Annotated in this window: 18 protein-coding genes; 8 read left to right on the top strand and 10 right to left on the bottom strand. The window is 20.6% G+C overall.

Annotation, left to right across the window (positions count from 1 at the left end; genetic code table 11):
* The first annotated feature begins 44 nt into the window (after window positions 1–44).
* The gene (tilS, locus tag GJT80_RS01200) at window positions 45–1370 is read left to right on the top strand and encodes a tRNA lysidine(34) synthetase TilS (RefSeq protein ID WP_168867573.1); all 1326 of its coding nucleotides are present in this window, start codon (window positions 45–47) and stop codon (window positions 1368–1370) included.
* Here tilS and GJT80_RS01195 read toward each other — a convergent pair.
* The 3 genes from GJT80_RS01195 to GJT80_RS01185 form a co-directional block, all read right to left on the bottom strand.
* The gene (locus tag GJT80_RS01195; RefSeq protein WP_168867572.1) at window positions 1363–3093 is read right to left on the bottom strand and encodes a proline--tRNA ligase; all 1731 of its coding nucleotides are present in this window, start codon (window positions 3091–3093) and stop codon (window positions 1363–1365) included. The two genes, tilS and GJT80_RS01195, sit on opposite strands and share 8 nt — an antisense overlap.
* Before the next feature lie 72 nt (window positions 3094–3165).
* Window positions 3166–4053, bottom strand: a complete 888-nt coding sequence (locus GJT80_RS01190; protein WP_168867571.1) for a homoserine O-succinyltransferase — start codon at window positions 4051–4053, stop codon at window positions 3166–3168.
* Between the two features lie 133 nt (window positions 4054–4186).
* Entirely contained in the window at window positions 4187–4762 is a 576-nt protein-coding gene (locus GJT80_RS01185; protein WP_168867570.1) for a NifU family protein, read from the bottom strand.
* 179 nt (window positions 4763–4941) lie between these two features.
* Between GJT80_RS01185 and GJT80_RS01180 the strand changes: the two genes are divergently transcribed.
* From GJT80_RS01180 to dapE, 7 genes are all read left to right on the top strand, one after another.
* Complete coding sequence (locus tag GJT80_RS01180; protein WP_168867569.1) at window positions 4942–5721, top strand: inositol monophosphatase family protein; 780 nt, start codon at window positions 4942–4944, stop codon at window positions 5719–5721.
* Between the two features lie 134 nt (window positions 5722–5855).
* A complete protein-coding gene (locus GJT80_RS01175; protein WP_168867568.1) occupies window positions 5856–6149 on the top strand; it encodes a BolA/IbaG family iron-sulfur metabolism protein in 294 nt (97 codons plus the stop codon).
* An 83-nt stretch (window positions 6150–6232) separates the two neighbouring features.
* The gene (gene tig, locus GJT80_RS01170; RefSeq protein WP_168867567.1) at window positions 6233–7552 is read left to right on the top strand and encodes a trigger factor; all 1320 of its coding nucleotides are present in this window, start codon (window positions 6233–6235) and stop codon (window positions 7550–7552) included.
* Between the two features lie 99 nt (window positions 7553–7651).
* Window positions 7652–8278, top strand: coding sequence for an ATP-dependent Clp endopeptidase proteolytic subunit ClpP (gene clpP, locus GJT80_RS01165; protein WP_281349003.1), 627 nt, complete (start codon window positions 7652–7654; stop codon window positions 8276–8278).
* A gap of 52 nt (window positions 8279–8330) precedes the next feature.
* Complete coding sequence (gene clpX, locus GJT80_RS01160; RefSeq protein WP_168867566.1) at window positions 8331–9584, top strand: ATP-dependent Clp protease ATP-binding subunit ClpX; 1254 nt, start codon at window positions 8331–8333, stop codon at window positions 9582–9584.
* 122 nt (window positions 9585–9706) lie between these two features.
* The gene (lon, locus tag GJT80_RS01155; protein ID WP_168867565.1) at window positions 9707–12052 is read left to right on the top strand and encodes an endopeptidase La; all 2346 of its coding nucleotides are present in this window, start codon (window positions 9707–9709) and stop codon (window positions 12050–12052) included.
* 54 nt (window positions 12053–12106) lie between these two features.
* Entirely contained in the window at window positions 12107–13288 is a 1182-nt protein-coding gene (gene dapE, locus GJT80_RS01150; protein ID WP_168867564.1) for a succinyl-diaminopimelate desuccinylase, read from the top strand.
* Window positions 13289–13379: 91 nt separating this feature from the next.
* Here the strand turns inward: dapE and lpdA are convergent, their stop codons facing one another.
* From lpdA to GJT80_RS01115, 7 genes are all read right to left on the bottom strand, one after another.
* A complete protein-coding gene (lpdA, locus tag GJT80_RS01145) occupies window positions 13380–14792 on the bottom strand; it encodes a dihydrolipoyl dehydrogenase (RefSeq protein ID WP_168867563.1) in 1413 nt (470 codons plus the stop codon).
* Between the two features lie 53 nt (window positions 14793–14845).
* Window positions 14846–16342 (bottom strand): 2-oxo acid dehydrogenase subunit E2, encoded by a 1497-nt coding sequence (locus tag GJT80_RS01140; RefSeq protein ID WP_168867562.1) that lies wholly within the window; start codon window positions 16340–16342, stop codon window positions 14846–14848.
* Between the two features lie 16 nt (window positions 16343–16358).
* Complete coding sequence (aceE, locus tag GJT80_RS01135) at window positions 16359–19019, bottom strand: pyruvate dehydrogenase (acetyl-transferring), homodimeric type (RefSeq protein WP_168867561.1); 2661 nt, start codon at window positions 19017–19019, stop codon at window positions 16359–16361.
* A gap of 329 nt (window positions 19020–19348) precedes the next feature.
* Window positions 19349–21247, bottom strand: a complete 1899-nt coding sequence (parE, locus tag GJT80_RS01130; protein WP_168867560.1) for a DNA topoisomerase IV subunit B — start codon at window positions 21245–21247, stop codon at window positions 19349–19351.
* A gap of 229 nt (window positions 21248–21476) precedes the next feature.
* Window positions 21477–21566: a cytochrome bd-I oxidase subunit CydX gene (gene cydX / locus GJT80_RS01125; protein WP_168867559.1), complete on the bottom strand. Its 90-nt coding sequence runs from the start codon at window positions 21564–21566 to the stop codon at window positions 21477–21479.
* A 34-nt stretch (window positions 21567–21600) separates the two neighbouring features.
* Complete coding sequence (gene cydB, locus GJT80_RS01120) at window positions 21601–22734, bottom strand: cytochrome d ubiquinol oxidase subunit II (RefSeq protein WP_168867558.1); 1134 nt, start codon at window positions 22732–22734, stop codon at window positions 21601–21603.
* A 52-nt stretch (window positions 22735–22786) separates the two neighbouring features.
* Window positions 22787–24349 carry a cytochrome ubiquinol oxidase subunit I gene (locus GJT80_RS01115; protein WP_168867557.1) on the bottom strand — a complete coding sequence of 521 codons (1563 nt, stop codon included), beginning with the start codon at window positions 24347–24349 and terminating at the stop codon, window positions 22787–22789.
* Window positions 24350–24535 lie beyond the last annotated feature (186 nt).

The raw sequence follows: 24535 nt of genomic DNA, 5'->3' as shown, positions 1-24535 counted from the left end.
TTATTAAATTAAAATTTATAATAAAATTATTACACAATATATATATGATTTTTAAAAAAAAGACACAATTTATTTTACATAAATTTCAAAAAATATTAGTAGCATATAGTGGAGGATTAGATTCTACAGTTTTATTATATAATTTAGTAAAATTACGTAAAATATATCCTTATATAAAATTAAGAGCTATTCATGTTAATCATAATCTAAATTTTTATTCAAATCAATGGTCTAAAATGTGTTTTTTACAATGTCAAAAATGGAATATACCATTTATATGCAAAAATATAATTTTAAATAAAAAACAAGGTAATATTGAAGAAAAAGCACGTTTAGAACGATATAAAATATTTAATGATTTTATTGAAAACAACGAAATTATAGTAACAGCTCATCATTTAGATGATCATTATGAAACTATTTTATTATTCTTGAAAAGAGGAAGTGGCTTAAAGGGATTATCAGGTATATCACAAATAAATATCATAAATAAGTTAAGATTATTTCGTCCTTTATTAGATATAAGTCGTAAAGAATTATTACATTATGCTATAAATAATAATTTACATTGGGTAGAAGACCAGAGTAATTTAAATAATAAATATGACAGAAATTTTTTACGTAACGTAATTTTACCCCAAATACATAATAGATGGCCTTTTTTTAAAAAATCTGTATTAAAAACTTCATCTATTTGTCGTGAACAAGAAGAATTAATAACAGAATTATTAAATTCTGTTATGAAAAGATTAATACAATCTAATAATAGTTTATTTTTTATTCCATTATATAAATTTAGCATTGTAAAAAGAAATTCTATAATCAGAAAATGGATAGAATTTAATCAATGTCAAATGCCTTCTAAAAAAATATTATCTATAATATGGAAAAATATTGTTTGTTCAAAATCAGATTATAAATCTTATTTAAAAATAGGTATTTATCAAATTAGAAAATATAATTTTCATTTATTTTGTATAAAAAATTTTTTCACATTAAAAAACAAAGTTTATTATTGGAGTAATATATCATTACCATTTATATTACCTAATAATTTAGGAAAATTATTTATTTTAAATAAATATAAAAAAAATACTCTACAAATAAGAAAACCTAAAAACAAAGAAAAAGTATATATAAAATTTTTTGTTACTGGTGAATATTTTTTTTTAAATAATATGAAAAAAAAAACTAAAATACATGATATATGGAAAAAATTAAATATTCCTATATGGGAAAGATATAATATTCCATTATTGTTTTATAACAATTTATTTATTGCTGAATTAAAAAATAATATAGTAACTTTAGAAGGAAACGATAATAAAGAAAAAATTTTTATTTTTTGGAATAAAAAAAATATTAATTAAATTTTTCTTTATTTGAAATAAAATCAACTATATTATTAACAGATATTATTTTTTGTTCTCCTGTTTGTCGAAACTTATATTCAACATTATTATTTATAATATTATTATTACTGATAATAATCATATGTGGTATACCTATAAGATCTATATCTGCAAACATAACTCCAGGACTTTCTTTTCTATCATCTAAAATTACTTCTATTCCAATAGAAGTAATTTTCTGATAAATATCAAAAGATATTTTTTTAATTAAATTATATTTATACATATTAATCGGTATTATTGCGACTTTAAAAGGTGCAAGTAATGAAGAAGGCCAAAAAATTCCATTTATATCATGATTTTGTTCTATAATTGAAGCAATTATACGAGAAACTCCAATACCATAACATCCCATATATAAAGGAACTTTATTCCCTTTTTCATTTTGTATAAAAGTATTCATTAATTTAGAATATTTTGTACCTAATTGAAAAATATGAGCTATTTCAATACTCTTTTTAATTATTATTGAATTTTTTTTATCAAAAATAAACTTTTTATTATATGTTTTACGAATATCTTGAATATTTTCTGGTAAAGGTAAATCTCTTTTCCAATTAATATTTATATAATATTTATTATTAATATTTGATCCTATTATAAAATTAATCATAGAAACTACAGAATAATCAGCAATTATAGGTATATTTAAATTTATAGGACCTAAAGAATATTTATTGATTTTAAAATGATGACTAATTTCTTTTTGAGATAATATATACAATGGTTTAAATATATTTTTATTTAGTTTTTCTATTTTAGAAATACTTATTTCATAATCACTTCTAATTAATAATGCTACTAAAGGAAATTTTTTTTCTGTATTTTTAATTATAATAATTTTAATAATATTATTTATTGTTGAATGTAATTTTTTAGCAATATATTCAAAATTTACTGATTTATCAATTTTTATTAATTGTTTAATTAAAAATTTTGTATTAATATTTAATTTTATTTTAGGAATAAAAAATTTTACTGATTCAATATTATATGCATGTCCATACTTTGATAACGCAATAGAATCTTCTCCATTATTAGATAAAATATGAAATTCATGAGAAATTTTTCCACCTATAAAACTATTATCACCTTTTACAATATAATATTTTAATTTAATTAAATCAAAAATTTTTTTATATGTATTTAATACAATATTATATGTTTTTTTTAAAGATTTTTCATCAATATGAAAAGAGTATCCATCTTTCATTAAAAACTCTTTAGAACGTACTACACCTAAACGAGATCTAATTTCATCACGAAATTTTACTTGTATTTGATATAAATTTAAAGGTAAATTTTTATATGATTTTATTTCATTATTAATTAAATAAGTAATTACTTCTTCATGAGTAGGACCTAAAAAAAAATTTTTTTTATTACGATCTGAAATTTTAAATAACTCATTTCCATAATCATTAATACGTCCACTTGTTTTCCATATATTACTAGGTTGTATTATAGGCATTAAAATTTCAATAAAATTTATATTATTCATTTCATGACGTATTATTTTTTTAAAATTTTTAATAATTTTTAAACCTGTAGGTAACCAAGTATATATACCTGAAGATAATTTTTTAATCATACCAGCTTTTGTCATTAAATAATAACTATCTATTTTATTATTTGTTATTATATTTTTAGATGTAAAAAATAAATATTTACTAGCTAACATTCATTTAATCCTATTAATAATAAATTAAATAATACATTTTTGTAAGTGATAAATAATTTTTATTCATTTATGTTAACAAACAAAATAATGTAACCAATTAGAAAATAATAAACTACCATGACTTCTCCAATTAACTTTAGGAGTTAATGTGATATCATCATTAGGAAAATAATTAAATGGAATTGGAGGATTTAAATTAATACTGGAGTCATATTTATATTCTTCAGCTATAGTTTCAGCATCATATTCTGGATGGCCAGTTATAAATGTATATTGTTTATTATTACTAGTTAATAAATAAACTCCAGCTTTTTTAGAATCGGATAAAATATTTAAATCTGTATAGTTTTTTATTATATCTATAGAAAAATTAGCATATCTAGAATGTGGAACAAAAAAATAGTCATCAAATCCTTTTGTTAAAAGATTATTTTTAAATAAAATCTTATGTTTAAATATTCCTGATAATTTAAATTTATTAATTTTTTTAGGAATATCATATAATATATTTAATATCGCTTGTACTGACCAACATATAGATAAAATAGAATGTACGTGATTTTTTGCCCATGTTATTATTTTTATAAATTTTTTCCAATATCTAATTTGAGAAAAATCAATTAATCCTAAAGGAGCACCAGTAATAATTAATCCATCAAAATATTCATTTTTGATTTCTTCTAGAGTAAAATAAAATTTTTTTGTATGTTTTATAGAAGATATATTATTAGATTGACAATCATTTATACATAATAAAGATAAATTGATTAATAAAGGAGAATTTGACAATAATCTAATAAGTTGATTTTCTGTATTTATTTTTTTAAACATAAGATTTAAAATAATAATTTTTTTTGAACAAAATATTTTTTTATAATTTTTAGGCTTAGTCAATAAAACTATATTTTCTTTTTTTAAAAAATCAATAGCAGGTAATTTTTCTGGTACTATTACTGGCATATTTCTTCCTTTTTATATATATTTTAATATATTTACATATAAAAAGCTAAATATTTATGTTAAATAAATAACAAAATATATTTTTATATATAATTTATATTAAAATATAAATTTTTAATAATTAAATTATTTATTAATAATAAGAAAATTTATTAATATTATGTTTTGTAATATCTAAAATTCCTTTTAATTCGGTAAAATTACTTAATAATTCTTTTTCTATCCAATATTTAAAAGTATTATTAATCATAGAACATCCTTTACAACCTCCATAAAACTCTAACATTAATAAATAATCTGGAGTAATTTTTTTTAATATTACATAACCACCATGATTTAATAATTTAGGATTAATTTTTTCTTTTAAAAAAAAATTAATTTTTTCTTTTAAAAAAATTAGATTTTTATTATTTTTATTAATATTGTTTTGTGTTATTGTAAATAATAATTTTTTACTTAAATTATCATTAATTAAATCTAATTTTAATTTTTGTAATAATTTAAAATTATTTTTTTCAATAAATATAGAAAAATTTTTTAATTTAATTTCAAAATCAGTATCTTTTATTTTTTTTGTATCGCAAAAATAAACATTTCCTGTAAAAGAATTGTTTTCATTTTTTAGAATTCTAATTCTAATTTGTTTATTTTTTTTAGAAGATAATAAATAATAAAGATATTTTTCTGCTGTACTAGTAATTTTTAACATAAAAATTAATTAAATTTATTATTGATAAAAGATATTTTATAATATCTTTGAAAAAAAATCACAATATATTATATATAAATAACTTTTTATAAAAAAATAAAATATTTTATATTTAATAAAATTTAAATACATGTTTAAGGTATTATTTAATTTATATATTAATTTAATGAGAAATACATATGCGTCCTATGCTTAATATTGCTATACGTATAATTCGAGAAATTGGTAATATTATTATAAAAAATTATGAGATACAAACAACTAATATTTTAAATAAAAAAATAAATATTGATATTTTTATAGAAAAAATAAATAAAAGTATAAAAAATATTATTTTACAGAAATTTTCTGATATATATTCAAAAAAAATTATTATTTTTAATAAAAAAGGAATTTTTATTATTCAATATAAAAAAACTAAATGGATCATAAATCCTTTAGATGGAATTATAAATTTTATAAATAAATTACCTCATTTTGCTACTTCTATTGCTATTTGTATAAAAGGTAAAACTGAAATATCATTAATTTATGATCCATTAAAAAATGATTTATTTACAGCTATTCGAGGTCAAGATGCTCAATTAAATGGTTATAGATTACGTATTAATCATTATTTAAATAGTAAAATGTTACTTGCTTTAAATAAAAATTTTATTTCTGAGAATAATATAAATATTAATTTAATTAAATTATTTATAAATAATTTAATATCTTTTCGTATTAGTGGTTCTTTATCTTTAGATTTAGCATATTTAGCTGCTAATAGAATTAATTGTTATATAAGTAATAATATTACTAATTTTGATAAATTTATTGCTGGAGAACTTATTATAAAAGAATCAGGAGGATTAATAACAGATTTTTTAGGAAATTGTAATTATAAATATTCAAAAAATATATTAGCTGGAAATTCCACTATAATAAAATTTATTATTTCTGAAATGAAAAAATATTAATTTTAAATTTATATTTTTTATATTTAAAATAATATATTTATTTTTATAAAAAATTATTAATTTTTTATAAAAATTTATATGTAAACAGAAAACTTATTAGTTCATATTAAATTTAATTTAATAAAGTAAAAATTATGTTTAAAACACAAATAGAAAATAAATTAAAAACCATATTTAATCCTATATATTTAGAAATTAATTACGTGAATAATAATTCAAATAATATATTTAATAATATTAAAAGTAATTTTAAAATTATTATAGTAAGTGATAATTTTAATGGACAACGATTTATTACTCGTCATAGATCTGTATATAATATATTAAATAAAGAATTAAATAATATCCATGCACTATCATTATATACTTACACTAATAAAGAATGGAAAAAATTAAAATATACAATACCTATTATTTCAAATAATTAAAATAATAATAAATAAAGAATTCATTTAAAAAATAAATCTATTATAAATTATTAAATGTAATATGTATATAAGGTTATAACATTATGTATGATTTAGAATTACAAAATATCAATCATAAAATGATTCTTAAACTTAATAGTACAAACATAGAAAATATTATTCAAAAAGAATTAAAAATTTTATCAAAAAATAAAATAATTAAAGGATTTCGTAAAGGGAAAGCTCCTTTGAATCTTATTAATAATCTTTATAAAAAATCAGTACAGTTAAATGTATTAAATAATTTAATGAAAAAAAAATTTTTAAAAGAAATTCAATTGAAAAAAATAAATATAATAGGATTACCTAAATATAATTATAATAAATATGAAATAAATAAGGATTTTATTTTTACTGTAACATTTCAAATTTATCCTGAATTTAATTTATTAAAATTAAATAATATAAAAATAAATATACCAACAGTAAAAATTGATAATAATGATATTAATAATTATATTTATAAAATTTATAATAAAAAAATTATATGGATAGATAAAAAAAATCAAACAGCTGATTTATCAGACAGAGTAATTATTGATATATTTATATATATGAATAATTATAAAAATAAAATATTTACTAATGTCAAATTATTTTTATCTGATAAATGGACATTAATACCTAATTTAGAACCAAATATTATTGGTAAAAAAAGTGGAGATAAATTTAATATTAAAGTATTAATTTCTAATAATTATCCTAATAAACAATTAATTGGAACAGAACAACATTTTTTTATTTTAATTAAAAAAGTAGAAACTCAAAAAATTTTCTTTACAAATAAAAAAAATATATTTAATTCTAATTTTATTACTAATTTTACTTTTACAGATTTATATAAAATAGTTAAAAAACAACTACAATTTAAAACAAATAAAATGATTCGCTATATTATTAAATATAAAGTAATAACTATTTTAGTTAATTTACATAAAGAGATTAAATTACCATTATTATTAGTAAATTCAGAATTTAATTCTATTAATAAAATATATAAAAAAAATAAAAATAAATTTAATAAATTAAATTTAAATACTTTATATAATAAAGCTAAAAAATATACTTTAATAAAAATTTTAATAAATAAAATTATTACTGATTTTAAAATTCAATTTAACAAAAATTTAATAATAGATTTTATTTATGAAGAATTATCTTCTTATACATGTTATTACGATAATCTTCAATTACAAAAAATAATAAAATATTATTTAATAAATAAAAATTTAAAACAAAAATTATATAATTCAATATTAGAATATCAAGCAATTCAAGTAATTTTAAAAACAATGTTAGTAAATAAAATTCAATATAGTTATAAAGATATAAAACATGAATATTTAAATATAAGTTTAAAATAAAATTTAATTATTTATGTATATAATTATACAACTATTATATGAAATATATATAATTATCTTATATAAAAAATAAATATATACATAAATAAAGGATAAATAATGTTATATACAAATAATAACAAAATTTTTGTTAAAAATAAATTAAATATGATTCCAATGGTTATTGAACAAACTCCTCGAGGAGAAAGATCTTATGATATTTTTTCTAGATTATTAAAAGAAAGAATTATTTTTCTTATAGGAAATATTGAAGATAATATGGCTAATTTAATAGTTGCTCAAATTTTATTTTTAGAATCAGAAAATTCTAATAAAGATATATATCTTTATATAAATAGTCCAGGAGGTACTATAACATCAGGAATGTCAATATATGATACAATGCAATTTGTTAAACCAGATATTAGTACTATATGCATAGGACAAGCATGTTCAATGGCTGCTTTTTTACTTTTATCAGGGAAAAAAAATAAAAGATTTTGTTTACCTAATGCAAGAATGATGATACATCAGCCAATAGGTAGTTATCAAGGACAGGCAACAGATATTGAAATTCATACTCAAGAAATTTTGAGAATTAAAAATCATATAAATAAATTAATGTCATTTCATACTGGTCAATCAATTGATCTTATTGAAAAAGATACTGATAGAGATAGATTTTTATCAGCTGAAGAAGCGGTAAAATATGGTCTTATAGATAATATTATATATAATCGTAAATAAGATTAATATTATTAAAATATATAAGTTTCATTATTTATGAATGAGGTATTTAATGACAAATAACAAAGAGAAATCAAATAATCTTTTATGTTGTTCTTTTTGTGGAAAATATCAAAATGAAGTTAATAAATTAATATCTGGAAATTCTGTTTATATTTGTGATAAATGTATTTTTTTATGTAATAACATGCTTCAAGAAGAATTTGATAATCAAGATAATAATATTTATTTATATAATAATAAAAAATTACCTACACCCCATGAAATTTTTGATTATTTAAATAATTATGTTATAAATCAAACAATAGCTAAAAAAATACTTTCAGTAGCAGTTTATAATCATTATAAAAGATTATATAGTAATAATAAGAATATAGAAATAGAAAAAAGTAATATTTTATTATTAGGACCTACTGGATGTGGTAAAACACTTTTAGCTAAAACATTAGCAAAATTTTTAGATGTTCCTTTTGCTATAACTGATGCTACTACACTAACGGAAGCAGGATATGTTGGTGAAGATGTTGAAAATATTATTCAAAAATTATTACAAAAATCTAATTATGATATAATAAAAGCACAAAAAGGAATAATATATATTGATGAAATTGATAAGATATCAAAAAAGTCAGAAAATGTTTCTATAACAAGGGATGTTTCTGGTGAAGGAGTACAACAAGCTTTATTAAAATTAATTGAAGGTACAATATCTTCAGTACCACCAAAAGGAGGTAGAAAACACCCTCAAGAAGAATTTATTCAAGTAGATACAAAAGATATATTATTTATTTGTGCTGGATCGTTCTATGGTTTAGATAAAATTATATCTAATAGATTAAATATTTCTAATAAAATGGGTTTTAGTATTAAAATAAAAGATAATAATTATAAAAAAAATAAACTTCAATCATTTTTAAAAGCTAATCCTGATGATTTAATCAAATTTGGATTAATTCCTGAATTTATAGGAAGATTACCGATTATTGTTCCATTAGAAAAAATAGATAAAAATGGATTAATAAAAATTTTATTAGAACCTAAAAATGCTTTAACTAAACAATATCAAGCTTTATTTGAATATGAAAATATAAAATTAGAATTTCAAAATGATGCTATTCATGCTATTGCAAAAAAAGCAATATTATTAAACATCGGTGCGCGTGGATTAAGATCTGTAATAGAAAAAAAATTATTAAATATAATGTATGATATACCATCATTAAATAATATAAAAAAAGTTATAATTAATAGTGCAGTAATTAATGATTCATCTAAACCAATTATTCAATATAAAAATAATATTTAAATAATTTTTTAAAAACAAAAAAATATTTATTAAATAAATATTTTTTAATGTTTTAAAATTTAATTGATATTTTTATAAATTATATAATTTAATATTTATCATCAAAATAAAGAGAAATCTCTATGAATTCTGAACATTCAGAACGTATTGTAATACCTGTGTTGCCATTACGTGATGTTGTAGTATATCCTCATATGGTCATTCCTTTATTTATTGGTAGGGAAAAATCTATTCATTGTTTATCATCTGCTATGGATAATGATAAAAAAATTATGTTAGTTGCTCAAAAAGACGCATCTAATGATGATCCGAGCATTGATGATTTATTTTCTGTTGGTACCATTACTTCTATTTTACAAATGTTAAAATTACCAGATGGTACTGTAAAAATATTAGTAGAAGGATTACAAAGAGCTCATATAATTACCCTTACTGATAATAGTAATTATTTTACTGCTCAAGCTATTTATATCATTTCTCCAAATATTGAAGAAAAAGAACAAAAAGTTTTAGTACGAACAGCTATTAATCAATTTGAAAATTATATTAAATTAAACAAAAAAATACCTCCAGAAGTATTAACATCATTAAATAATATAAATAATGCAGCAAAGTTAGCAGATACTATTGCTTCACATATGACTTTAAAACTAAAAGATAAACAATTAATTTTAGAGATGTCTAATATTAACGAAAGATTAGAACACCTTATGGCTATTATGGAGTCAGAAATTGATTTATTACAAGTTGAAAAAAAAATCCGTAATAGAGTAAAAAAACAAATGGAGAAAAGTCAAAAAGAATATTATTTAAATGAACAAATTAAAGCTATTCAAAAAGAATTAGGAGAAATGGATAATAATAATCTTGATGAAAATGAAATATTAAAAAAAAAGATAGAATTAGCTAAAATGCCAAATGAAGCTAAAGAAAAAGCTGATTCTGAATTACAAAAATTACGAATGATGTCTCCAATGTCTGCAGAAGCAACAGTAGTTAGAGGTTATATAGAGTGGTTGGTACAAATACCATGGAATACTAAAAGTAGATTAAAAAAAGATTTATCTAAAGCAAAAAAAATGTTAGATGCTGACCATTTTGGATTAGAAAATGTAAAAGAACGTATTTTAGAATATTTAGCAGTACAAAATAGATCAAATAAAATAAGAGGTCCTATTTTATGTTTAGTTGGTCCACCAGGAGTAGGGAAAACATCATTAGGTAAATCTATTGCTAAAACTACTGGAAGAAAATTTATTAGAATGGCATTAGGTGGTATTCGCGATGAAGGTGAAATAAGAGGACATAGACGTACATATATAGGTTCTATGCCTGGTAAAATTATCCAAAAAATATCTAGAATTGGTGTTAAAAATCCTCTACTTTTATTAGATGAAATAGATAAAATATCATATGATATGAGAGGTGATCCTGCTTCAGCATTATTAGAAGTATTAGATCCCGAACAAAATGTTTCTTTTAATGATCATTATCTTGAAGTTGATTATGATTTATCTGATGTTATGTTTGTAGCTACTTCTAATTCAGCTATTAATATTCCATCTCCATTATTAGATAGAATGGAAGTTATTAGATTATCTGGATATACTGAAGATGAAAAATTAAATATAGCACAAAAATATTTATTACCAAAACAATTTCATAGAAATGCATTAAAAAAAAATGAGTTAAAAATATATAATACAGCTATTATAGATATAATTAGATTTTATACCAGAGAGTCAGGAGTTCGTAATTTAGAACGTGAATTATCTACTTTATGCAGAAAAGCAGTTAAAAATATTTTAATAAAAAAAAATATTAAATCTATTATAATAAATAATTTAAATTTAAAAAAATATTTAGGAGTAAAAAGATTTGATTACGGTAAATCAGAAAAAGAAAATCTTATTGGACAAGTTACTGGATTAGCATGGACAGAATCTGGAGGAGATTTGTTAACTATTGAAACTGCATGTATGGTTGGAAAAGGAAAATTAACATATACAGGTTCTTTAGGTGAAGTAATGCAAGAATCTATACAAGCAGCACTAACAGTAGTAAGATCAAGAGCACAAATATTAGGTATTAATAATGAATTTTATAAAAAATTAGATATACATGTTCATGTACCAGAAGGAGCTACTCCTAAAGATGGACCTAGTGCTGGAATTGCTATATGTATAGCACTTATATCATGTTTAACTAATAATCCTGTAAAAGCTAATATAGCTATGACAGGAGAAATTACATTAAGAGGACAAATTTTACCAATAGGTGGATTAAAAGAAAAATTATTAGCAGCACATAGAGGAGGAGTACATACTGTTTTGATTCCTGAAAAAAATAAACGTAATTTAGAAGATATACCTAAAAATATTATTACAGATTTACAAATTTTTCCTGTAAAAAAAATAGAAGAAGTATGGTTATTAGCTTTACAAAATAAAATTTATTTAAATAAATAATTTTATTTTTAATAAATAATTATTTAATTAATATTATATAAAATAATAAAAAATATGTTAAATCAAATAGTAACTTTAACAAAAAAATTAATTAATTGTCCCTCAATCAGTCCTTATGATGCAGGATGTCAAGATATTTTAATAAATGCTTTACATGCACTAAATTTTAATATAGAAATTTTTAATATTAAAGATACTAAAAATTTTTGGGCATATCGTCATAATAATACAGATATTAATATAGTTGATACATTGATTTTTGCAGGACATACAGATGTTGTGCCTCCAGGAGATATAAAAAAATGGAAATTTAATCCATTTCAAGCTATTATTAAAAATAATATATTATATGGTCGTGGTTCTATTGATATGAAAGGTGCTTTAGCTGCGATGATTATTGCAGCTAAAACATTTTTTAATAAATATTCTAATTGTTATAATGGTCGTTTAGCTTTTTTAATTACTTCTGATGAAGAAGGTACTGCAGTTAATGGAACTCAAAAAGTTATTAAAGAATTAATAAATAGAAAAGAAAAATTAGATTATTTTATATTAGGAGAACCAACAAGTAATAAAATATTAGGAGATAATATAAAGAATGGTAGAAGAGGTTCTTTAAATATTGAGTTAATTGTTAAAGGAATTCAAGGTCATGTTGCTTATCATAAATTAGCAATTAATCCTATTCATCAAATAATCCCTGCTTTAAATGAATTATTATTAATTAAATGGGATAAAGGAAATGAATTTTTCCCAAAAACTAGTATGCAAATTACACATATGTTATCATCTATAAAAAATAATATTAACAATATTATTCCTAGTAATATTTTATTGAAATTTAATTTTAGATTTAGTAATGAAATTCATTATAAAGATATTTTAATTATTTTTAATAAAACTATTAAAAAATATATTAAAAATTTTAATATAAAATGGAATATTAGTGGATTACCTTTTTTAAATTTACCTGAAATAAATAATTTAAATACAAAAAATTTAATAAATATTGTTAAAAAAAACATTAAATTAGTAAATAATATATATCCAACAGTTTTTAATGATGGTGGTACATCTGATGCCCGTTTTATTATAAAAAGCAAATCACAAATAATTGAATTAGGACTTATAAATTCTACTATTCATAAAATTAATGAATGTGTAAAAATTAATGATCTTTATTTATTAAGCAAAATTTATTATAATATAATTAAAGATATTTTATTAAAAAATTAAATATTTATATAAATAAGATATTAATGGAGAGTAATTAATACATTTAATTACTTCCCATTTAAATAATTTTATTAACATAATATTTTAAATATTATTTATTTAATATATCTGTTGCTGATCCTAAAAATACTTCTGTAGTTATACCTATAGATTCATAAAATGTTGGATGAGCATGTATTGTTAATGATATATCTTCTGCATCACATCCCATTTCTATGGCTAAACTAATTTCTCCTAATAGTTCTCCAGCATTATATCCAATGATTAAACCACCTATGATTTTATTAGTGTTTTTATCAAAAATTAATTTTGTCAAACCATTTTCTGCATTAGAACATAATCCTCTACCTAACGCATTCCATGGAAAAGATGAGATACCATAATTTATATTTTTTATTTTTGCATCTTTTTCTGTTATTCCTACCCAACCTATCTCTGGATCAGTATATGCAATAGAAGGTATTACTTTTGGAATAAAAAAATGATTTTTACCAGATATAATTTCTGCAACTAAGTGACCTTCATGAATTCCTTTATGAGCTAGCATAGGATGTCCTATAACATCTCCAATAGCATATATATGAGAAATATTAGTTCTCATTTGATTATCAACTTTAATGAATCCATCATTATTAGTTTGAATATTAAATGAATTATTTTTAATAAAATTTGAGTTAGGTTTTCTTCCTATAGCTGTTAAAATAATATCAAATTTTTTAGAAAAAATAGATTTATTATTATCATTAGTCATATAAACTTTTAATAAATCTTTTTTATTATCTATAGATATAACTTTTGTATTTAACATAATATTAAATTTATTTTTTATGCTATTATTATAAACTTGCATAATATCATTATCAACTAATGGTAATATTTTATTAGACATTTCAATAATATTAATTTCAGTACCTAAAGCATGATAAATAGTTGCCATTTCTAAACCAATAATTCCTCCTCCTAAAATTAATATTTTTTTAGGAATCTGTTTTAATAATAGTGCGTCTGTAGAATTCCATATTCTATCATCATCATAAGGAATAAATGGTAGTTTTATAGGTTTAGATCCTGTAGCAATAATAGCGTGTTCAAATTCTATTTGATAATAATCATTATTATTTTTAACATCGAGAATATTTGGTGTTTTAAATTTACCAATTCCATTAATAACATTTATTTTTCTAGAACGTGCAAGAAAATTTAATCCATTAGATAATTTTTTTATTATTTCATTTTTCCATAAAATAATTTTTTCTATATTTAAATTTGGAATATTGTTTAATATACCTTTGTTAAAAAAATTATTATTTTCTTTTATTAATTTTGCTATATGTAGTAATGTTTTAGAAGGTATACATCCTACATTTAAACATACACCACCTAGATTTAAATAATTCTCTACTATTATAGTTTTTATTCCTAAGTCACTACAACGAAATGCAGCAGAATATCCTGAAGGTCCTCCTCCTATTACAACTACTGAAGTTTTAATTTTTTTACTCATAATTATCTCTATAATTAATTACTAATAAATTTAGTATCTTATTTTAATTTTTACTACATTAATAAATTTCTAATATCAGATATTAAATCACAAATATAATTTAAAAAAATAATAGCTTCAACACCATTTATAACTCGATGATCATATGATAAAGATAACGGTAACAAAAGATGAGGAATAAATTTTTTTCCATCCCAAATAGGTTTAATATTAGCTTGAGAAATTCCTAAAATTGCTATTTCAGGTGAATTAATTATAGGAGTAAAAAAACTACCAGTTTTACTGCCTAAATTAGATAGTGTAAAACATCCACCTTGCATATCACTAGGAATTAATTTACCTAATTTAGCTTTATTAGATAATAAAATCAATTCCTTCGATATATCAATAATATTTTTATTCATTAAATCAAATATAACCGGTACTAATAATCCTTTATTGGTATTTATAGCTATACCTATATTATAATATTTTTTTAAAATTATTTTTTCATTATCTAATAAAGAAGAATTAAATATAGGATATTTTTTTAAAGCATTTGCACATATTTTAATTAAAAAACTTAATAATGTAATTTTAATATCTTGATTTTTTTTATTAAATTCATTATTTTTTTGAAGACGAAATGATTCTAATACAGTTATATCTGCTTCAATATGCTGAGTAACATGAGGAATATTTACCCAATTTTTAGTCAAATTTTTAGCTGATATTTTTTGAATTTGATTCATTTTTTTTTCTTCTATTTCTCCAAATTTTTGAAAGTAATTATGAGATAATGGAAGAGAAATATTACTTATATTTTTTTGATTATTATCATTTATTGATATATATTTTAATAAATCTTCTTTTAAGATTCTTTTTTTTTTACCAGTTCCAATTATATTTGATAAATTAATATTTAATTGTCTTGCTATTTTTCTTACAGAAGGTGAAGCATGTATACTATTTTTTTTAATAATATTATTTATATTTAATAAAGAATTTATATCTATATTATCTTTTTTTATATTTTTTGATGTAATAACAGATATCAACATTATAATATCACCTGATTTAACATCATCACCTGTTTTAATTATTATTTTTTTTATTAAACCATCATAAAATGAAATTACATTAAAATTAGTTTTATTATTTTCTAATGTTACTAATGGATTATTTTTATAAATTTTATCTCCTTCTTTTACAAAAATTTTAATTATTTTCATAGATTCATTATTGTTAATATTAGGAACAATAATTTTATTAATTAAATCAACATCAGAGGATTTTTCTTTAATATGATTAGAAATTATATTAGTATTATTATTTATTGTTGAAATATTATTATTTAATTCTAAAATTATAGATCCGGTATGTACTATATCTCCAATTGATACTTTAATATTTTTTATAATACCATTTTCTGTTGAAGGTATTTCCATAGAAGTTTTTTCTCCTTCTATAACAATAATAGATTCATCTTTATATATTTGATCTCCTTTTTTTACTAGAATATCAGTAACCTTCATTTTTTCAATTCCTATGTCTGGTAATTTTATTTTCATATTAATATTTTCCTTTTTATGATATTCTAGGATTATTTTTATTAACGTTAATGTTATATTTTGTAATAAAATTTAGAACTAATTTTTTATCAATTAAATTTAGTTTAACTAACATATTTAATGTTGCTAAAACAATATATAATTTATTAATTTCAAAAAAATCTCGTAAATTATTACGACTATCAGAACGGCCAAATCCATCTGTTCCTAAAACAATGTAATTATTTGAAGGTATATATTTACGAACTTGTTCTGCATAAAGTTTCATATAATCAGTAGCAGCTACTGTTGGTTCGTTATTCATAACACTTGTAATATATGGTATACGATTTTTTTCTAATGGATGTAACATATTCCATCTATCACAATCTTGACCTTCTCTAGCTAGTTCTGTAAAAGAAGTTACACTAAAAATATTAGATCCTATATTGTATTCGTTATATAATATTTCTGCAGCTTCAATAATATGACGTAATATTGACCCTGATCCTAATAATTGAATTGTTATATATCCTGTTATTGTTTGTAATTTATAAATTCCTTTACAAATACCATATTCAATATTAGAATTAAGAGTTAATTCAGGCATATAATAACTTTCATTTGTGGTAGTTATATAATAATATATATTTTCTTGTTTTTTACCATACATTCTTTGTAATCCATTATATATAATTATAGCTATTTCATATGCGTAAGCAGGATCATATGAAATACAATTAGGAATTGTTAAAGAGTGAATATGGCTATGACCATCTTCATGTTGTAATCCTTCACCATTTAATGTTGTTCTTCCAGAAGTTGCTCCTATTAAAAAACCTCTAGCTTGCTGATCTCCAGCAGCCCAACAAAAATCACCTATTCTTTGAAAACCAAACATAGAATAATAAATATAAAAAGGTATCATAGGAAAATTATTAGTAGAATAAGATGTAGCGGCTGCTATCCAAGAAGCAAATGCTCCTGATTCATTTATACCTTCTTGTAAAATTTGTCCTTTTTTATCTTCTTTATAATAAGCTAATAATTCTATATCTTGAGGTATATAATTTAATCCATTAGAATTATAAATTCCTATTTGTCTAAACAAACCTTCCATTCCGAATGTACGTGCTTCATCAGCAATAATAGGTACTATTCTATTTTTAATAGAATTATTTCTTAGCATTATATTTAATATTCTTATAAAAACTATAGTAGTAGATGTTTTTTGTTCTTGTTTTTTAAATAAAGAACTAAAATCAGATAAAAATGGTAATTTTAATTTTTCACTAAAATTTCTTCTTCTAGTAGGAAGATATCCTCCTAGTTTTTTTCTTTGATGATGTATATATTTATATTCTTTAGAATTTTTTTCAAAAGAAAGATAAGGTAAAAAATGTAAATCTACATCATTAATTGGTATATTTAAACGATTTCTAATATATTTAATTGTATTAAAATCCATTTTTTTTATTTGATGTGCTATATTTTTACTTTCTGCTATATTACCAAGACCATATCCTTTAATTGTGTGTAATAATATTATTATAGGTTTATTTTTAATACTATATGCTTTTTTAAAAGCAGCATAAATTTTTTTAGAATCATGTCCACCATAATTTAATTGTTCTATTTCTAGATCCGTCATATCTTTTACAAGATCTAATGTTTGTTTATATTTTCCAAAAAAATTTTTTCTTATATAATCACCATTTTTAGATTTAAGATTTTGGTAATTTCCATCAGTAGTTTCATTCATTAATTGAATTAATTTTCCTGTTTTATCTTTTTTAAACAATAAATCCCAATTATGTCCCCAAATAACTTTTATTACTTCCCAGCCGGCACCATAAAAAATATTTTCTAATTCATTAATAATTTTACCATTACCATAAACTGGACCATCTAAACGTTGTAAATTACAATTTACAACAAAAATTAAATTGTCTAATTTTTCACGAACTGCTATATTAATAGCACCTTTAGATTCAGGTTCGTCCATTTCACCATCACCTATAAATGCATATATTTTCTGTTTAGATGTATTTTTCAATTTTCTATTTTCAAGATATTTTAAAAATTTTGCTTGATATATTGCTGCTATAGGACCTAAACCCATAGATACAGTAGGAAATTGCCAGAAATTAGGCATTAATTTAGGATGTGGATATGAAGAAAGACCTTCACCTGATATTTCTTGACGAAAATTATTAAGATTATTTGTATTTAATCTTCCTTCAATAAAAGCTCTAGAATATATTCCTGGAGAAATATGTCCTTGAAAATAAATTAAATCTCCACAATTATCTTTAGTTGATGCTCTAAAAAAATGATTAAAACAAACTTCATAAATATGTGCTGAAGATTGGAAAGATGAAATATGACCTCCTAAATCTAAATCCTTTTTTGAAGCCTTTAAAACCATCATAATTGCATTCCAACGAACAAAAGATCTTATTTTTTTTTCTAAAAGAATATTTCCAGGATATATAGGTTCTTTTTCTGGTGAAATAGTATTAATATAATTATTATTTTTTATTTTTAATATTACTCCATATTTGTTAGCATGTATTATTAATTTTTTTAATAAAAATTCAGCTCTTTCAATACCTTCTTCTTTTATAACAGATACTATGGATTGTATCCAATCATTAGTTTCAATTGGATCCACGTCATTATATAAATTATCTGACATGGTGTATTATTCCTTATTTTAATAAAAATTATATAAATATATATTAAATGTTTTGATAAAATTATTAATTAATAATGTTAAAAATTATATTTAATTAAATTAATTAAATAATTATATATTTATAAAAATAAATTTTTCATGTAATTGTAAAATTTTATAATATAATTATTATAATTAATAATTATATATTAAAATTAAATATTTATTTAAAACTGAAATTAATATTTTGACATAAAAAATTATATCTTTTTTAAAATAATTTAATTAGTTAATAAATGAACATATATTATAATATATAATTTTTTATAAATTAATAAATATTTTCAAATCTATATATTAGAAATATCACCTTTTTTTTGTAACCATTTACGACGATCTTCAGATCTTTTTTTAGAAAGTAACATATCCATAATAGATAATGATTCTTTTATTTCTGTGTCAGTATTATTAATTATTAATTGCACCAATCTTCTACTAACAGGATTTAATGTTGTTTCACGTAATTGAATAGGATTCATTTCACCTAATCCTTTAAATCTTTGAACATTAATATTATTCTTTTTATTTTTTAATTTATTTAAAATAGTAATTTTTTCATTTTCATCTAAAGCGTAAAATACTTCTTTACCTAAATCTATACGATATAAAGGAGGCATAGCAACATAAATATGTCCTTCCTTTACTAAGGGGAAAAAATGACGAATAAATAAAGCACATAGTAGTGTAGCAATGTGTAATCCATCAGAGTCAGCATCTGCCAAAATACAAATTTTATTATATCTTAATTTTTTTAAATCTTTATTATTAGGACAAATTCCTATTGCAAGAGAAATATCATATATTTCTTGAGAAGATAAAATTTCTTCAGAATTAATTTCCCATGTATTTAAAATTTTTCCTTTTAAAGGCATAACTGCTTGATAATATTTATCTCGAGCTTGTTTAGCTGAACCTCCTGCAGAATCTCCTTCTACTAAAAATAATTCTGTATTTTTAGAATTATGAATTATACAATCAGCTAATTTTCCAGGTAATATTGAACTAATACTATTTTTTTTTTTAACTAATTTTTTTGATTCTCTAATACGTTTTTGAGCATTAGAAATCACCATATTAGCTAAATAAGTACCAATTTCAATATTTTGATTTAACCATAAAATAAAAGCATCTCTAATTATGTTAGAAACAAATATCGTACATTGGCGTGAAGATAATCTTTCTTTAGTTTGTCCTGTAAACTGTGGGTCTTGAATTTTTATAGATAGTACATAAGAACAATGACTCCAAATATCTTCTCCTAATAATTTTATATTTCTAGGTAAGATATTATGAAAATGACAAAAATTACGCATAGCATCTAATAATCCTAAACGTAATCCATTAACATGAGTTCCTCCATATGTTGTTGGAATTAAATTAACGTAACTTTCTGTAATAAAATGATGATTTTCTGGTACCCAAAACAAAGCCCAATCTATATGTTGTTTATCATTATAACATTCACCTTTAAATGGAATTTTTGGTATTGTATTAAAATTTTTTATAGAATTAGATAAATAATCAGATAAACCATCTTTATAGTGCCAATGATAATTATCCTGTGTATTTTTATTTTTAAAATATACTTGTAATCCAGGACATAATACAGCTTTAGCTTTTAATAAATTTATTAAACTAGAAACTAAAAAAGTAGAGTGATCAAAAAAACGTTTGTTAGGCCAAAATCTTATTTTTGTTCCAGTACTTACTATTTTAGTATTATTGATTATTTGAAGATCTTGAATTTTATAACCATTTTTAAAAATTATAGTATAAACTTTACCATGACGAAATATAGTGACTTTCATTTTTTTAGATAATGCATTTACTACAGAAATTCCAACTCCATGTAATCCTCCAGAAAAATTATAATTTTTATTAGAAAATTTACTTCCTGAATGTAAACGACATAAAATTAGTTCAACAGCTGGAATTTTTTCTTGAGGATGTATATCAACAGGCATACCTCTACCGTCATCAATAACTTCTAATGATTGGTCTTTATATAAAATTACTTCAATATTTTTTGCATAACCAGATAATGCTTCATCTACACTATTATCTATGATTTCTTGACCTAAATGATTAGGTCTAGTAAGATCTGTATACATTCCTGGTCTACGTCTTACAGGATCTAATCCTTCTAATACTTCAATAGCATCAGCATTATATTTATTTGAATTATTCATTCTTTATTAAAAATAAGTTTATTTAAATATGTTATAATATAGATAAATTATTATTTAACTAAAAATTTAATATATTATTACTAATAATAGTTATATTAAATAAATATTTAAATAATAACATATTTTTATATACAAAGAAAAACCATCTAAAAATATCTTTATTACTAATAATTAATTTATTAATAATGAATATTAATATTTAACAATATTTTATTAAATATATATTATTTTATTTTTCTTTATATTCTATAGTAAGTGAAATTATTATACTAAAAAAACATGCTAATAAAACACCTATAAACCATGTAAAATACCACATACTCATCACCATTGTAATTATATTTTTATATTTTTTAATAATAATTATTTGTATTTTTTTTAATTTCTTCCTTATTAAGGGGAAAAAACATTTTCTTATAACACCAAAAAGTATAACCTAAAATAATAGGTATGAAAATAATAGCTGCATATAACATTATACTTAATGTAAGTTTACTTGAAGCTGAATTCCACATAGTAAGACTTTGTAATGGTACAGTACTAGAAGGTATAATAAAAGGAAACATTGTAATTCCTACAGTAAATACAATAAATGTTATAGTTAACGAAGAGCAAATAAAAGTCATAATTTTATTTTTAAGTTGTGAATATATTATTGTACAAACTGGTAATATTAAACATATTAATGGTATTATTAATGAATAATTATGTATTTCAAAATTAGCAAACCAAGAACCATATGTATGTAAAACTTCTTTTTTATTTAAATTAATAATGCCATTCATAATTGATAATTTATATCCTTTAATATAAAACATTGTATTTATAAAAGATAATATAAAAAATACAATTAATATTATTGATGAAATTAGAGTGATAATATGAGCTTTATAACTAATATCTTTATCGTTTATTCTAAGTTGTAAATAAGTAGATGCTTGATTAATAAACATAGTAACACTAGTCATACTAATTATTATACTAAATATATTAAATAAATTAAAAAAATGTAATGTAGAATGGATAGAGAAATACCTATCAATATAAAAAGGAATACCTTTTAATAAATTTCCCATAGCTATTCCTATTATAATAGGTGGAATAATACTACCTATAGAAATTAATATATCACATACATTTTGCCATTTATAACTTTTTATTTTAGAACGATATTCAAAACCAACAGGACGTAAAAATAACGATAATAACATAATTATCATTGCTATGTAAAAACTAGAAAAAAGTGTAGCATAAACAATAGGCCAAGCTGCAAATAACGCACCTCCTACTGTAATTAACCAAACTTGATTACCATCCCAATGAGGTGCAATGCTATTAATCATAACTCGTCTTTCAAGATTATTTTTACCTATGATAAATAATAAAATTCCTACTCCCATGTCTAAACCATCAGTAATAAGAAAACCAATAACTAATATTCCAATTAAAAACCACCAAATTATACATAAAACATTATAATCTAACATTTAAAATAACCTACTATAGTATATATTTTTATATAAATAATTTATGTAAAAATTATAATTGATTAGAAAAAATTTTTTTTTCAAAATAATATCTTCCAGTATTTAAAGAACTAGGTCCAATACGAGAAATTTTAAACATTAAATATAACTCAATTAATAATAATATTGTATAAAAAACAAAAATCGTAACTATAGAAAATAAAACTTCTATTGTTTTAATTGATGAACCCGCCATAAATGTAGGTAATATTTCACCTATTGCCCATGGTTGTCTACCATATTCTGAAACAAACCATCCTGATTCAGATGCAATCCAAGGTAATGGAATTATATATAAACAAAATTTTAATAAATATGTTTTATTTACTAATTTGTTATTTAATATATTAATAAATACTAAAATAACAGTAATTAATAAAACAACGCTGGAAGCAACCATAATTCTAAAAGCAAAAAATAGAGGTGCTACTAATGGAATAGTACTTGTAGCTATTTTTTTAATTTGACTTATTTTTATATTATTTATATCATTAGTATATTGTTTAACTAAAAAACCATATCCTAAATCTTTTTTAATTTTATTAAAATAATTTATATTATTATTATTAGCTGAACCATTTTGTATTTTTTCAAGAATAATTAATGCTTTTAAACCATTATTAATTTTTAATTCATGGTTTTTAATTAAATCCTTAATTCCTAAAATAGGAGTATTCGTAGATCTTGTAGCTATTAATCCTAATAAATAAGGTATCTCTATTGAATACTTATTTAATTGATGTTTTTGATTAGGAAAACCTATAATTGTAAATGATGCTGGTGGTTTTTGTGTTTCCCATTCTGCTTCAATAGTTGCAAGTTTAGTTTTTTGTACTTCTCCCATTTGATATCCTGATTCATCACCAAGAACTATAACAGAAAAAATAGAAGCCAAACCAAAACTAGAAGCAATAATTATTGATTTTTTTGCAAATATAATATCTCTTTTTTTTAAAAGATAATAAGAACTAATACCAATTATAAACATTGCTCCAGTTATATATCCAGCTGAAACTGTATGTACAAATTTTACTTGAGCTACAGGATTAAAAATTAAATCCCAAAAATTATCCATTTCCATTCTCATATTTTTATAATTAAAATGAGAAGCTATTGGATTTTGCATCCATGCATTAGCTATAAGAATCCACAAAGCAGAAAAATTGGAACCAATTGCTACTAACCAAGTAACAATCATATGTTGAATTTTATTTAAACGGTTCCATCCTAAAAAAAATAAACCAACAAAAGTTGATTCAAGAAAAAATGCCATTAATCCTTCAATTGCTAATGGTGCACCAAAAATATCTCCTACATAATGAGAATAATATGACCAATTTGTTCCAAATTGAAACTCCATTGTTAATCCAGTAGCTATACCTAAAGCAAAATTTATACCAAATAATTTTCCCCAAAATTGTGTCATGTCTTTATATATTATATTTTCAGATAAAACATATAATGTTTCCATAATAGCTAACAAAAAAGACATACCTAATGTTAAAGGAACAAATATAAAATGATACATTGCTGTTAATGCAAATTGTAATCTTGATAATTCAATAACATTTAACATTATTAATCCTTAACTACTAATCTAATTTTATATGATAAAATCATTTATTTAAAATACAATATAATTGTATTACACATATTAACTTAAATGAAATTTAAAATCATATTTTTATAATAAAAATTATTTTAATTTTTATTTAATTAAATTATATATATTTAGAATATATAATATTAAAATTAAAATTAA

This window comes from Enterobacteriaceae endosymbiont of Plateumaris braccata, from assembly GCF_012563325.1.
Classification (GTDB): Bacteria; Pseudomonadota; Gammaproteobacteria; order Enterobacterales; family Enterobacteriaceae.
Note: the sequence above shows the minus strand (reverse complement) of the source record. Positions and strands in the feature narration are given on the sequence as shown.

Coding starts and splice junctions, on each gene's coding strand:
- parE (WP_168867560.1), bottom strand. CDS start 21,247: ATGAATAATTCAAATAAATATAATGCTGATGCTATTGAAGTATTAGAA.
- aceE (WP_168867561.1), bottom strand. CDS start 19,019: ATGTCAGATAATTTATATAATGACGTGGATCCAATTGAAACTAATGAT.
- tilS (WP_168867573.1), top strand. CDS start 45: ATGATTTTTAAAAAAAAGACACAATTTATTTTACATAAATTTCAAAAA.
- GJT80_RS01180 (WP_168867569.1), top strand. CDS start 4,942: ATGCGTCCTATGCTTAATATTGCTATACGTATAATTCGAGAAATTGGT.
- GJT80_RS01140 (WP_168867562.1), bottom strand. CDS start 16,342: ATGAAAATAAAATTACCAGACATAGGAATTGAAAAAATGAAGGTTACT.
- GJT80_RS01195 (WP_168867572.1), bottom strand. CDS start 3,093: ATGTTAGCTAGTAAATATTTATTTTTTACATCTAAAAATATAATAACA.
- GJT80_RS01175 (WP_168867568.1), top strand. CDS start 5,856: ATGTTTAAAACACAAATAGAAAATAAATTAAAAACCATATTTAATCCT.
- lpdA (WP_168867563.1), bottom strand. CDS start 14,792: ATGAGTAAAAAAATTAAAACTTCAGTAGTTGTAATAGGAGGAGGACCT.
- clpP (WP_281349003.1), top strand. CDS start 7,652: ATGTTATATACAAATAATAACAAAATTTTTGTTAAAAATAAATTAAAT.
- clpX (WP_168867566.1), top strand. CDS start 8,331: ATGACAAATAACAAAGAGAAATCAAATAATCTTTTATGTTGTTCTTTT.
- GJT80_RS01185 (WP_168867570.1), bottom strand. CDS start 4,762: ATGTTAAAAATTACTAGTACAGCAGAAAAATATCTTTATTATTTATTA.
- tig (WP_168867567.1), top strand. CDS start 6,233: ATGTATGATTTAGAATTACAAAATATCAATCATAAAATGATTCTTAAA.
- cydX (WP_168867559.1), bottom strand. CDS start 21,566: ATGTGGTATTTTACATGGTTTATAGGTGTTTTATTAGCATGTTTTTTT.
- GJT80_RS01115 (WP_168867557.1), bottom strand. CDS start 24,349: ATGTTAAATGTTATTGAATTATCAAGATTACAATTTGCATTAACAGCA.
- cydB (WP_168867558.1), bottom strand. CDS start 22,734: ATGTTAGATTATAATGTTTTATGTATAATTTGGTGGTTTTTAATTGGA.
- dapE (WP_168867564.1), top strand. CDS start 12,107: ATGTTAAATCAAATAGTAACTTTAACAAAAAAATTAATTAATTGTCCC.
- GJT80_RS01190 (WP_168867571.1), bottom strand. CDS start 4,053: ATGCCAGTAATAGTACCAGAAAAATTACCTGCTATTGATTTTTTAAAA.
- lon (WP_168867565.1), top strand. CDS start 9,707: ATGAATTCTGAACATTCAGAACGTATTGTAATACCTGTGTTGCCATTA.